This window comes from Streptomyces sp. NPDC056600 (genome assembly GCF_042792855.1).
Taxonomy (GTDB): Bacteria; Actinomycetota; Actinomycetes; order Streptomycetales; family Streptomycetaceae; genus Streptomyces.
In genome coordinates this window covers 18,394-31,641 of sequence record NZ_JBHTVQ010000047.1, presented here as the reverse complement: position 1 = coordinate 31,641, position 13,248 = coordinate 18,394, and the positions used below count along the sequence as shown (strand labels likewise).

The 13,248-nt window shown below is 71.3% G+C and carries 7 protein-coding genes; 4 read left to right on the top strand and 3 right to left on the bottom strand.

The window, feature by feature from the left end:
* Positions 1-251: 251 nt before the first annotated feature.
* Positions 252-1,424 carry an acyl-CoA dehydrogenase family protein gene (locus tag ACFRAV_RS22365; protein ID WP_382558033.1) on the bottom strand — a complete coding sequence of 391 codons (1,173 nt, stop codon included), beginning with the start codon at positions 1,422-1,424 and terminating at the stop codon, positions 252-254.
* Between the two features lie 1,026 nt (positions 1,425-2,450).
* Here ACFRAV_RS22365 and ACFRAV_RS22360 point away from each other — a divergent pair.
* Entirely contained in the window at positions 2,451-5,369 is a 2,919-nt protein-coding gene (locus tag ACFRAV_RS22360) for a glycoside hydrolase family 48 protein (RefSeq protein ID WP_382558032.1), read from the top strand.
* Positions 5,370-5,460: 91 nt separating this feature from the next.
* Here ACFRAV_RS22360 and ACFRAV_RS22355 read toward each other — a convergent pair whose 3' ends face one another.
* Together ACFRAV_RS22355 and ACFRAV_RS22350 are read right to left on the bottom strand one after the other, a co-directional pair.
* Positions 5,461-6,603: an RNA polymerase sigma factor gene (locus ACFRAV_RS22355; protein WP_382558031.1), complete on the bottom strand. Its 1,143-nt coding sequence runs from the start codon at positions 6,601-6,603 to the stop codon at positions 5,461-5,463.
* Positions 6,604-6,611: 8 nt separating this feature from the next.
* Positions 6,612-7,019 carry a YciI family protein gene (locus tag ACFRAV_RS22350; RefSeq protein WP_351115134.1) on the bottom strand — a complete coding sequence of 136 codons (408 nt, stop codon included), beginning with the start codon at positions 7,017-7,019 and terminating at the stop codon, positions 6,612-6,614.
* Between the two features lie 293 nt (positions 7,020-7,312).
* Between ACFRAV_RS22350 and ACFRAV_RS22345 the strand changes: the two genes are divergently transcribed.
* The 3 genes from ACFRAV_RS22345 (at position 7,313) to ACFRAV_RS22335 (ending at position 13,156) form a co-directional block, all read left to right on the top strand.
* Positions 7,313-8,218 carry a universal stress protein gene (locus ACFRAV_RS22345; RefSeq protein WP_382558030.1) on the top strand — a complete coding sequence of 302 codons (906 nt, stop codon included), beginning with the start codon at positions 7,313-7,315 and terminating at the stop codon, positions 8,216-8,218.
* 130 nt (positions 8,219-8,348) lie between these two features.
* Positions 8,349-10,724 carry a phosphoketolase gene (locus tag ACFRAV_RS22340; RefSeq protein ID WP_382558029.1) on the top strand — a complete coding sequence of 792 codons (2,376 nt, stop codon included), beginning with the start codon at positions 8,349-8,351 and terminating at the stop codon, positions 10,722-10,724.
* A 47-nt stretch (positions 10,725-10,771) separates the two neighbouring features.
* On the top strand, positions 10,772-13,156 hold the full coding sequence (locus tag ACFRAV_RS22335; RefSeq protein WP_382558028.1) for a glycoside hydrolase family 65 protein: 2,385 nt from the start codon (positions 10,772-10,774) through the stop codon (positions 13,154-13,156).
* The last annotated feature ends 92 nt before the right edge of the window (positions 13,157-13,248 follow it).

The following is a 13,248-nucleotide window of genomic DNA, read 5'->3' as shown; positions in this document are numbered from 1 at the left end:
CACCCCCTGCCTCTTGAGGGTCAGCGGCGCCGCAGCGACGAGTCGAGCAGCGCAGGCGGAGTGCCGTCCCCCCCCCGGCGCGTGGCGACCTGACGGACGAGCAGTGGGCGGTGCTCGAGCCGTTGCTGCCGAGGGGCAGGAAGCCCCGACCGGCCACCCGTGTGGACCCGGCGGCAGCTGATCAACGGCATACGCTTCCGGGTCCCTACCCGCATCCGTGGCGGGACCTGCCCGAACAGTACGGGCCGGTATCAGCCGACCAGGAGGGGGCCTCCCGCCCCCGTCGCAACGAGGCCGTGGTTCTCGATGGTGAGGTAGGGCGTGGTCTGGGCGTGCCGGGCGCCGACGTTGAGGTCCCGCCAGAAGCGCTGCAGCGGGTTGTCGAGGGCGAACGCGCTGGAGCCGTGCAGGTCCAGCAGCAGGTCGACGGCGTGCAGGAACTGCCGCAGGATGGAGACCACCTCCATCCGCATACGCGACAGCTGCACGGCGGTGACGTCGTCGCCGGGCAGCTGCTCGGTGAGGCGGCCCGCCAGGCTGATCAACCGGTCGTAACCGCTGCTCACCAGGTGCTCGGCCTCGGCGAATACGTGCCGGGCCGACGGTGACTCGGCGAGATTCTTGTACTGCGTCATCGGAGGCCTGCGCGTTTCGACAACGGCTTTCACGACGTCCAGCGCGCCGAGCGCGGCGCCGGCCAGAGTCGCCGTGATGGCGACCGTCTGAGAGGGAATACTCAGTGGTTCACCAAGGGTGGTGTCGGGCGTCCCACCGGGGCCCAGGGGGAACTCGAACACCCGTTCCGTCGGAACGAAGACACCGTCAGCGGCAAGGGTGTGACTGCCCGTGCCCTGCAGTCCGGCCACCCGCCAGGTACGCTCTACGGTCAGCTCGGACGCCGGCACGAGCGCACCTGCCACCCGAGGCGAACCGTCGTCCCCCGTGGTCACTACTACCAGGAACGCCCAGTGGGCATCCTCGGCTCCCGAGGCGTAGGCCCACCGCCCGGTGACCTTGAATCCGTCGGGAACCACGACGGCTTGGCCGGGCGGCGAGCCTGCAATACACCACCGCACATCGGGATGGGGGTAAACCTCAGCGAGGACCTTCTCCGGGAACAGCTTGGAGAAAATGGATTTCGCCCCCGATGAGATGGCCACTACCCACGCCGAGGACGGGCAGGCCCGCCCCAACTCGGAGAGCACCCGCACCCGGGTGACCAGATCCGCGTCCGTACCGCCGAACTCGACCGGCGTGCCCAGCGCGAACATGCCGGCCTCGCGCAACGCCTCAAGGCTCTCCGGGGCCATGTGCCCCCGCTGGTCGGTGGCGTCCGCATGCGCGGCCAGCACAGGCGCGGCCGCACGTGCTCTCGCGACCAGCGCTTCGGCTGTCGCCGGATGGCTTCGAGTGGCCTTTGTCATGTGATGTTCCTTTTGCTTGAAGGGCTCGCCGTTCCCCTTCGCAGGGTTGCCGGGCTGAACGACGTTTTTGCGAAGGTGAGCCCTGCCTTGCGCTGACCATGCAGGCGCGCCTACTGGCGTGACGCGCCCAAGCGTCACCTCCCGAGCCGCATGGGCCGACCGGGAGGTGGCATCCGTGGGAGATAGAACGGTCGTTACACGGGTAGACTAGTAGCAGCGCGAGACGGTGGTCAAGGCAGCACCGTTACGGCCCGGCGCGGCTGACATCGGGTGAAGGCCGGGTCGTGCCCCTTGGCGTGGTGTCGCGGTCGTGTGCCAACAGTCATGGAATCAGCGGGAGTTCGGGGTCTGCTCGGCCGGGCCTGGTGTGACGAATCGCTGGGTGCTCGCGCAGCTCGGCGCAGTGATCGCGGCGGGGAGATCGTCCGTCACTCCGTGACGGGTGGCCTTCCCGGATCTCCTGCAAGCTGCGTACTGGTCTCCCCACCCTGCGGGCGGGGCCGCGCCGGCCGGCCGCGAACGAGGCTCCGGCGCTGCACGGTCAGCTGCCCTGCCGCCGGCGAGGTTGATCCGGCGATCGCCGTCGCCCCTTTGCCCTGGGGGCCAGATGGGGGTACGGTGCGCGCGCCCCTGAGCGACATGCACGCGGCACGCGTCATCCGCGGTAGTTTTGCCTGAAATATGCAGGTGATTCCAGCACCCCTCACTCCTGGAGGTCAAGGGGTCGCAGGTTCAAATCCTGTCGTCCCGACTGAGAAGTCGTGGAAAAGGCCGCTCCGGAGAACTCCGGGGCGGCCTTTGCCGTACCGGAACGGTTCCGCGGCAGGCCACACGATCGGTGGCGGGTTCACCTTCTGTTCGCCGGGTCGGCGCAACGGCGTTCGTGCCTTCGAAAAGCGAACGGGAGGTCTTGACAGTGTCCCTACAGCCTGCGAACTATGGGAGCGCTCCCACAGGTATCAGCGTCATCTCGTCACCTTCCGTCCCCCACGGGCCGACAGGCCCCCCGGAAAGGAATGCACCCGCATGCAGCTCCTCAGGAGACACCGGCCTCGCCTGCGCGGCCCAGCCGTCGCGCTGGCCGCCTTACTGGCGTTACCCCTCACGATCTCCAACCTGTCCGCCGCGCCCGCCCACGCGGCCGCGGTGCAGTGCAGCGTGGACTACAAGACCAACGACTGGGGCTCCGGCTTCACCGCCGAGCTCACCCTGACCAACCGGGGAACCGCCGCACTCGACGGCTGGAAGCTGACCTACGACTACGCCGGCAACCAGAAGCTGAGCAACGGCTGGAACGGTGTCTGGTCGCAGTCCGGCAAGACGGTCACCGTCACCAACACGAGTTGGAACAAGACGCTCGCCGCAGGCGCCGCCACCTCGGCCGGCGCCCAGTTCAGCTACAGCGGGACCAACGCCGCCCCGACCTCCTTCGCCGTCAACGGCACCACCTGCACCGGCGCCCACCAGCCCCCGGTGGCCGTCCTGACCAGCCCGGCGCCCGGAGCCTCCTACTCCGTGGGCACCGAGGTGCCGCTGGCCGCCACCGCCGCGGCGGCCGACAACGCGACCATCAGCAAGGTCGAGTTCTACAGCGACACCGCGCTGCTCGGCACGGACACCACCTCACCGTTCGAGCTGAAGACCACCAGCCTGGCGGCCGGTGACCACTCGCTCTACGCCCGCGCCTACGACTCGCAGGGCGCGACCGGGGAGTCCTCGCCGGTCGGCGTCAAGATCGTCTCCGGACCGTCCGTGACGGCCAACCCGACCCAGCTGGGCGTCCGGCAGGGCGAGAGCGGCACCTACGAGATCACGCTCTCGAAGCAGCCCTCGGCCAACGTCACGGTCACCACGGCGCGCGAGTCGGGCAACACCGGACTCACCGTCAGCGGCGGGGCCAGCCTGACGTTCACCCCGTCGAACTGGAACGTCGCGCAGAAGGTGACCGTCGCGGCCTCCGCGTCGGGTTCCGGGTCCGCGGTCTTCGCGTCCTCCGCCAGTGGCCACACGGCCGCCAAGGTGACGGTGAGCCAGCTCTCCGCGGGCGGCACCTACGACGCCAAGTTCCTGGACCTGTACGGGAAGATCACCGACCCGGCCAACGGCTACTTCTCGCCCGAGGGCATCCCCTACCACTCGGTGGAGACGCTCATCGTCGAGGCGCCGGACCACGGGCACGAGACCACGTCGGAGGCGTACAGCTATCTGATCTGGCTCCAGGCCCAGTACGGCAGGGTCACCGGTGACTGGACGCGCTTCAACAACGCGTGGGAGACCATGGAGAAGTACATGATCCCCACCAAGGCCGACCAGCCCACCAACTCGTACTACAAGCCGGCCGAGCCGGCCACCTACGCTCCCGAGTACGACCTGCCCTCGCAGTACCCGGCGAAGCTCGACTCGACGGCCAAGTCCGGCGCCGACCCGATCGCGGCCGAGCTGAAGAGCGCGTACGGCACGGACGACATCTACGGCATGCACTGGATCCAGGACGTCGACAACACCTACGGCTTCGGCAACGAGCCCGGCAAGTGCGAGGCCGGACCCACCGCCACCGGCCCGTCCTACATCAACACCTTCCAGCGCGGTCCGCAGGAGTCGGTCTGGGAGACCGTCACCCACCCGACCTGCGACAAGTTCGTCTACGGCGGCAAGAACGGCTACCTGGACCTGTTCACCGGCGACTCCTCGTACGCCAAGCAGTGGAAGTTCACCAACGCCCCCGACGCGGACGCCCGCGCCGTGCAGGCGGCCTACTGGGCCGACGTCTGGGCCAAGGAGCAGGGCAAGGGCTCCGAGGTCTCCACGACCGTCGGCAAGGCCGCCAAGATGGGTGACTACCTGCGCTACGCCCTCTTCGACAAGTACTTCAAGAAGGTCGGCAACTGCGTCGGGCCCACCGCCTGCCCCGCGGGCAGCGGCAAGAACAGCGCCCACTACCTGCTGAGCTGGTACTACGCCTGGGGTGGCGCGACCGACACCTCGGCCGGCTGGGCCTGGCGCATCGGCTCCAGCCACGCGCACGGCGGCTACCAGAACCCGATGGCCGCCTGGGCGCTCAGCAACTACGCCCCGCTGGCCCCGAAGTCCTCGACCGGCAAGTCCGACTGGTCCACCAGCCTGACCCGGCAGATCGAGTTCTACACCTGGCTCCAGTCCAGCGAGGGAGCCATCGCGGGTGGCGCCACCAACAGTTGGCAGGGCGCCTACGCCCAGCCGCCGTCCGGGACGCCCACCTTCTACGGCATGGCCTACGACGAGAAGCCGGTCTACCACGACCCGCCGTCCAACCAGTGGTTCGGCTTCCAGGCGTGGTCCATGGAGCGCGTCGCCGAGTACTACCACCAGACCGGTGACGCCAAGGCCGGAGCGGTCCTGAAGAAGTGGGTCGACTGGGCGGTCTCCAAGACCACGATCAACCCGGACGGCACCTTCCAGTTCCCCTCCACCCTCCAGTGGTCGGGCGCCCCGGCCACCTGGAACGCCTCCTCGCCGGCCGCCAACACCAACCTCCACGTCACCGTCGCCGACTACACCAACGACGTCGGCGTGGCGGGCTCCTACGCCAAGGTCCTGACCTACTACGCGGCCAAGTCCGGTGACACCAAGGCCAAGTCCACCGCCAAGGCGCTGCTCGACGGCATGTTGAGCAAGCACTCGGACGCGCTGGGCGTCTCCGTCCAGGAGACCCGTGCCGACTACAACCGGTTCGACGACCCGGTGTACGTGCCCTCCGGCTGGACCGGCAAGATGCCCAACGGCGACACGGTCGACTCGTCGTCGACCTTCCTGTCGATCCGCAGCTTCTACAAGAACGACCCGGCCTGGTCGAAGATCGAGGCCTACCTGAAGGGCGGCTCCGCGCCGGTCTTCACCTACCACCGGTTCTGGGCGCAGGCGGACGTCGCCACCGCGCTCGGCGCCTACGCCGAACTGCTCGAGTAGCACGGGACGAGCGGTGAGCGGAACTGCCCCGGGGCGAGGTGCCCCGGGGCAGTTCCGTGTGCCGGTGCCGGTGCCGGTGCCGGTGCCCGGGTCAGCGGCCGCGGGCGTTGAGCCGGGCGGCCTGACGCGTCAGGTGGTCGCGCTCGGCCACGGAGGAGGCGGCGTGGGCCGCCTCCGCGTAGAGCCGCGCCGCCGTGTCCGGGTCGCCGTCGCGCTCGTGCAGGTAGGCGGCCGCCGCGGTGCGGCGGGGGAGCGCGGCGTCCAGCTCGGCCAGTGCCGCCAGCCCCGCGCGCGGTCCGTCCGCCTCGCCGACCGCCACCGCCCGGTTCAGCCGGGCCACCGGACTGCCGGTGAGGTCCACGAGCTCGTCGTACCACTCCACGATCTGCGGCCAGTCGGTCTCCTCGGCGCGCGGCGCGTCCGCGTGCAGCGCCGCCACCGCCGCCTGCGCCTGGTACTCGCCCAGCCGGTCCCGGGCCAGCGCCGCCTGCAGGATGTCCACGCCCTCGGCGATCGCCCGGGTGTCCCACAGCCCCCGGTCCTGCTCGGCCAGCGGCACCAGACTCCCGTCCGGCGCCGTGCGGGCCGCCCGCCGGGCATGGTGCAGCAGCATCAGGGCGAGCAGCCCCGACACCTCCGGATGGTCGATCACCCGGGCCAGCTGCCGGGTCAGCCGGATCGCCTCCGCGGCCAGGTCCACATCGCCCGAGTAGCCCTCGTTGAAGACCAGGTAGAGCACGCGCAGCACGGTCGCGACGTCACCCGGCCGGTCGAGGCGGACCTCCGAGACGGTGCGCTTGGCGCGGCTGATGCGCTGCGCCATGGTCGCCTCGGGCACCAGGTACGCCCGGGCGATCTGCCGGGTGCTGAGCCCGCCGACGGCACGCAGCGTGAGCGCCACCGCCGACGACGGCGTCAGCGACGGATGCGCGCACAGGAAGTACAGCCGGAGCGTGTCGTCCACCCCGGACACCGGGCCGGGCGCCGGCTCCTCCTCGACGAGGTCCTCCCTGCGGCGCCGCGCCGCCTCCGCGCGCCGGCCGTCGAGGAACCGGCGCCAGGCGACGGTGATCAGCCACCCCTTCGCGTCGCGCGGGGGGTCCCGCGGCCACACGCGCACCGCCTCCAGCAGCGCGTCCTGGACGGCGTCCTCGGCCGCCGCGAAATCGGCTCCGCGGCGGACGAGGACGGCGAGCACGCCGGGCGTGAGGCTCCGCAGGAGGACCTCGTCCATCGGCGCCGTCACTCCGTGACGGTGGGCGGGGCGCCGAGGAAGGGGCGCAGCTCGAGCCACTCGTGGATCGGCTTCCCGCCCGCCCCGGGGGCGGCCGACAGCTCGCCGGCCAGCTCCAGCGCGCGCTCGTAGCTGTCGACGTCGATGACCATCCAGCCGGCGATCAGGTCCTTGGTCTCCGCGAACGGCCCGTCGGTGACCGGGGGGCGGCCCTCCCCGTCGTACCGGACGAAGGTGCCCTCGGGCGCCAGCGCCTGCCCGTCCACGAACTCGCCGGTCTTCTCCAGCCGGGCCGCGAAGTCGTTCATGTACGCGATGTGGTCCTCGACCTCCTGCGGGGTCCACCTGTCCATCGGGACGTCGTTCACCGCCGCCGGGGCACCCCGGTAGTGCTTGAGGAGCAGGTACTTCGCCATGGTGTTCTCCCAGGTCTCGTCGTGACCATTGTGATCACTTCCACCCCGGGGACGGAGCCGGCCGACGGTTCTCGACATCGGCGGACGAGTTTTTCCCCACTTTTTCTCCCCGCCCCGCATTCTTTCGTCCCTCCGGAGAACCCGCGAGGCCGCGGGCCCTGCCGCGAGGCTCCCCGGCCGGGCTCCCCGCCCGCGCCGCTCAGCCGTTCGGGTCAGTCCGGGGAGTCACCGGGCCGGGCCGACGGCAGACTCGGAAGGCCAGACACCGTCCGTGAGACCCGGAGGTCGCCACCATGGTCCGCACCGTCGTCGCCGGACTCGACGGGTCACCCGAAAGCCGCGCCGCGATCGACTGGGCCGCCCGCGAGGCCCGGATGAGCGGAGCGCCGCTGAAGATCGTGCACGTCCACGAGCCCACCCCCTCGCGACTGGCGCAGGCCCCCTTCCTCGCCGAGGAGACCCGGCAGGACTGGAGCCGCCGGGTCCCCCCGCAGGTCGCCGACGCGGTGCGCCGCGAGCAGCCCGGCCTCGAGGTCACCGTCGAGGGCGTCGAGGGCCGCGCGGCCGTGGCACTCGCCGAGCAGGCAGGGCCCGACAGCCTGCTCGTGCTCGGCTCCCGGGGCCTCGGCAGCCTCGGCGGCTTCATCGCGGGCTCCGTCGGCCTCGGCGTCATCGCCCACGCGGAGTTCCCGGTCGTCATGGTCCGCGCGGGCGAATCCGCGGCCGACGAACACCTCACGGACGCCGAGGGACACCACGGCGACACCCTGGCCTACCGGCCCGTGGTCGTCGGGATCGACCCCGAGGGCACACCCGACGCGGTCCTGCGGTTCGCCTTCGAGGAGGCGGCACACCGCTCGACCGCCCTGCGCGCCGTGCAGGCGTACAACCTCCCCGCCTTCTACGAATGGACCGGCTCCGTGGAGGGGGAGGAGTTCGGGCAGATGCGCCGGCAGCACGCCGAACTGCTGGACGAGGCTCTCGAGCCGTGGCGGAAGAGATTCCCGGAGGTGCAGGTGCGGCAGGAGACCGAGCCCGCGAAGGCCTCCCTGCTGCTCGCCCAGGCGTCCCACGACGCCTCCCTGCTGGTCGTCGGCCACGGCATGCGCCGGCACGCCTTCGGCCTGCGCATCGGCGCCGTCGCCCACGCCGTCCTGCACCACGCCGTCGCCCCCGTGGCCGTGGTGCCGCACCGCTGACGGCCCCCGCCGACCGCCACGAACCGCCGACCGACCGCGCCACGCGCCCCCGCCGACCGCGCCACGAGCCGTCCGCACCGCGTGCCGCCCGCGCAACCCGGTTCCGCACGCCGACCGATGGAGTCGCCCGATGACCACGGCCCCGCACAAGGACGTCCTGCCCGACGAGGAACTGCGCACCCTGCTCGCGCACTGGCGGGCCGCCAACTACCTGTCGGCCGGGCAGATCTACCTGCTGGCCAACCCGCTGCTGACGGAGCCGCTGCGCCCCGAGCACATCAAGCCCCGGCTGCTGGGCCACTGGGGCACCTCACCGGGCCTCAACCTGGTCTACACCCACATGAACCGGGTCATCCGCAAGCGCGACCTGGACGCCCTGGTCATCTGGGGGCCGGGGCACGGCGGCCCGTCGGTCGTCGCCAACTCCTGGCTCGAGGGCAGCTACAGCGAGACCTACCCCGACATCTCCCTCGACGTGGAGGGCATGGAGCGCCTGTTCCGGCAGTTCTCGTTCCCCGGCGGCGTGCCCAGCCACGTCGCCCCCGAGACACCCGGCTCCATCCACGAGGGCGGCGAGCTCGGCTACTCCCTGGCCCACGCGTACGGCGCCGCGTTCGACAACCCGGGCCTGCTGGTCGCCTGCGTGATCGGCGACGGCGAGGCGGAGACCGGTCCGCTGGCCGCCTCCTGGCACTCCGACAAGTTCCTCGACCCCGTCCACGACGGCGCGGTGCTCCCGATCCTGCACCTCAACGGCTACAAGATCGCCAACCCCACGGTCCTCTCCCGCCTGCCCGAGCACGAACTCGACGCCATGCTGCGGGGCTTCGGCCACGACCCGGTCCACGTCGGCGGCGACGACCCGGAGCAGGTCCACCGGGACATGGCGGCCGCCCTCGACCAGGTCCTCGACCGCATCGCGGTGATCCAGCGCACCGCGCGCGAGGAGGGCGTCACCGAGCGGCCCCGCTGGCCCATGATCGTGCTGCGCACCCCCAAGGGCTGGACCGGCCCCGCCGAGGTCGACGGCGTCCCCGTCGAGGGCACCTGGCGCGCCCACCAGGTCCCGCTGGCCGGCGTGCGCGACAACCCGGAGCACCTGGCGATGCTGGAGCAGTGGCTGCGCTCCTACCGCCCCGAGGAGCTCTTCGACGCCGACGGCGCACCGGTCGCCGAGGTCCTCGCCAGCGTGCCCGAAGGCGTCAAACGGCTCGGCTCCAGCCCGTACGCCAACGGCGGCGTGCTCACCCGCCAGCTGCCCGTGCCGCCGCTGGAGGACTTCGCGGTCCCCGTCGAACGGCCGGGCGCGGGAACGCACGAGCCCACCCGGGTGCTCGGCGCCCTGCTCGAGCAGGTCATGAAGAACACCGCCTCCCGCCGCGACTTCCGCCTCGTGGGACCCGACGAGACCGACTCCAACCGGCTCTCCGCGGTCTTCGGCGCCACCGGCAAGGCCTGGCAGGCCGAGACCCTCCCGAGCGACGTCAACCTCGACCGGCACGGCCGGGTCATGGAGATCCTCTCCGAGCACCTGTGTCAGGGCTGGCTGGAGGGCTACACCCTCACCGGCCGGCACGGCCTGTTCTCCTGCTACGAGGCCTTCGTCCACATCGTCGACTCGATGGTCAACCAGCACATCAAGTGGCTGAAGACCTCCCGCGCGCTGTCCTGGCGGGCGCCGGTGCCCTCCCTGAACTACCTGCTGACCTCACACGTGTGGCGGCAGGACCACAACGGCTTCTCCCACCAGGACCCCGGCTTCGTCGACCATGTCCTCAACAAGAGCCCCGACGTGGTCCGCGTCTACCTGCCGCCGGACGCCAACACCCTGCTGTCGGTGGCCGACCACGCGCTGCGCAGCAAGGACTACGTCAACGTGATCGTCGCGGGCAAGCAACCCTGCTTCGACTGGCTGTCCATGGACGAGGCCAGGGTGCACTGCGCGCGCGGCGCGGGCATCTGGGACTGGGCCGGCAACGAACAGGGCCGCGAACCCGACGTGATCCTCGGCTGCGCCGGCGACGTGCCCACCCAGGAGGTCCTGGCCGCCGCCAAGCTGCTGCGGCAGCACCTGCCCGACCTCGCCTTCCGGGTCGTCAACGTCGTCGACATGACCCGGCTGCTGCCCAAGGAGGAACACCCGCACGGACTGGCCGAGGCCGAGTTCGACGGTCTGTTCACCTCCGACAAGCCGGTCATCTTCGCCTACCACGGCTACCCGTGGCTGATCCACCGGCTCGCCTACCGGCGCCGCGGACACGCCAACATGCACGTCCGCGGCTACAAGGAGGCCGGCACCACCACCACACCGTTCGACATGGTCGTGCAGAACGACCTCGACCGGTACCGGCTGGTGATGGACGTCATCGACCGGGTGCCCGGCCTCGCCGTGCGGGCCGCCGCCGTACGCCAGGCGATGGCCGACGTGCGGGCCCGCCACCACCTGCACATCCGCGCCACCGGCGTGGACCTGCCGGAGGTCGCGGAGTGGACCTGGAACGACTGACCCGCGCCGCCGGACCGCACAGCGCACCACCGTCGCGAGGAGACGCCATGGACGAGTGGACCTGGGAGTACGAGGGGTACGACCCGACGTCGGAGAAGCTGCGCGAGTCGCTGTGCACCCTCGGCAACGGATACTTCGCCACCCGCGGCGCCGTCCCCGAGTGCGCGCGGGACCGGGTCCACTACCCCGGCACCTACGCGGCCGGATGCTACAACCGGCTGGTCTCCGACATCGCCGGGCGGCACATCGACAACGAGGACGTCGTCAACCTGCCCAACTGGCTGCCGCTGCGCTTCCGCACCGACACCGGCCACTGGTTCACCCCCGACACCCACACCGTCGAGGACTACCGGCAGAGCCTGGACCTGCGCCGCGGCGTCCTGGAACGCACCATGCGCTACCTGGACAACGACGGCCGCGCCGTCCGGGTCCGGCAGCTGCGCGTCGTCCACATGGCCGACCCGCACCTGGCCCTGCTGCGCACCGAACTCACCCCCGAGGGCTGGTCGGGGGCGATCGAGGTCGAGTCCGCGCTCGACGCCGGCGTCACCAACGGCAACGTCGACCGCTACAAGGACCTCGCCTCCCACCACCTCACCCACATCCAGCCCGGCATCACCGAGGAGGGCGTCGTCTGGGTGCGCTGCCGCACCATCACCAGCGACATCCGCGTCGCCCTCGCCGCCCGCACCGAGGTCGACGCCCCCGCGGAGATCCTCACCGAGCAGGAGGAGACCGCCATCGCCCGGCTGATCCGCGTCTCCGTCGCCGACGGCCACACCGTCACCGTCGACAAGACGGTCGCCCTGCACACCTCCCGCGACCCCGCCATCAGCGACCCACTGCACGCCGCCCTCGACCGGGTCGGCCGGGCCGGCGGCTTCGAGACGCTGCTGGACACGCACGAGGGGGCCTGGGAACAGCTGTGGCGCGCCGCCGAGATCGACGTCCCCGGGGAGGCCGGCCCGGTGCTGCGGGTCCACCTCTTCCACGTGCTGCAGGTCCTCTCCCCGCACACCGCCGAACTCGACGTCGGCGTGCCCGCCCGCGGCCTGCACGGCGAGGCGTACCGCGGACACGTCTTCTGGGACGAGCTGTTCGTGCTGCCCTTCCTCAACCTGCACTTTCCCGAGGTCTCCCGCGCCCTGCTGACCTACCGCCACCGGCGCCTGGAGCGCGCCCGGTTCAACGCGACCGACGCCGGCTACCGCGGCGCACTGTACCCCTGGCAGAGCGGCAGCGACGGCCGGGAGGAGACCCAGCGGCTGCACCTCAACCCGCGCTCCGGCCGCTGGCTGCCCGACCACAGCCACCTCCAGTACCACGTCGGCTCCGCCGTCGCCTACAACGTCTGGCGCTACGCCGAGGCCACCGGCGACACCGGCTTCCTGCACGGCAAGGGCGCCGACATGCTCCTGCAGATCGCGCGCTTCTGGGCCGACTACGCCACCTTCGACAAGGACCTCGGGCGCTACCGCATCCGTGGGGTCGTCGGCCCCGACGAGTACCACGAGGCCTATCCCGACGCCACCCGCCCCGGGCTCGACGACAACGCCTACACCAACGTCACCGCCTCCTGGGTGATCTGCCGCGCCCTCGACGTGCTCGCCCAGCTCCCCGAACCGCTGCGCCGCGACATCACCGAACGCACCGGCCTCGACGACGCCGAACTCGAGCGCTGGGACGACGTCTCGCGCCGGCTCCACGTGCCCTTCCACTCCGGGGTCATCAGCCAGTTCGCCGGCTACGGCGAGCTCCAGGAACTCGACTGGCGCGGCTACCGTGCCAAGTACGGCGACATCCGCAGGCTGGACCGGATCATGGAGGCCGAGGGGGACACCGTCAACCACTACCAGGCGTCCAAGCAGGCGGACGTCCTGATGCTCGGCTACCTCTTCGCGCCCGGCGAGCTGCGCGCCCAGTTCCGGCGGCTCGGCCACGACCTCGACGAGGAGACCTGGCTGCGCACGGTCGACCACTACCTGGCCCGCACCAGCCACGGCTCCACCCTGAGCAGCCTGGTCCACGGCTGGGTGCTGGCCCGGGCCCGGCGCGGCCAGGCGTGGGAGTTCGTCCAGGAGGCGCTGGCCGGCGACATCGCCGACGTCCAGGGCGGGACCACGGGCGAGGGCATCCACCTGGGCGCCATGACCGGCACCCTCGACCTGGTCCAGCGCTGCCTGCCCGGCCTTGAGACCGGCGCGGGCGCGCTGCGCTTCGACCCGGTGCCGCTGCCGCAGATGTCCGACTACCGGTTCTGCCTGCGCTACCGCGGGCACTGGGGGGTCAAGGTCCGGCTGCGCGGACAGGAGCTGGAGATCTCCGTCGCCGCGGCCGCCCAGGACCCGGTCACGGTCCACCTGGGGGAGTGGACCGAGTCCCTGGCCCCCGGGGAGACCCGCACGGTGTCGCTGCGGGAACGCGGAGGGTGACACGGCGGTGCACGACCACGCGCACACGTACGGTAGGCTTGATCCGCACGATCACGCAGGGCAACCTCCGGGGAACCCCTGCTGAGAAGGCA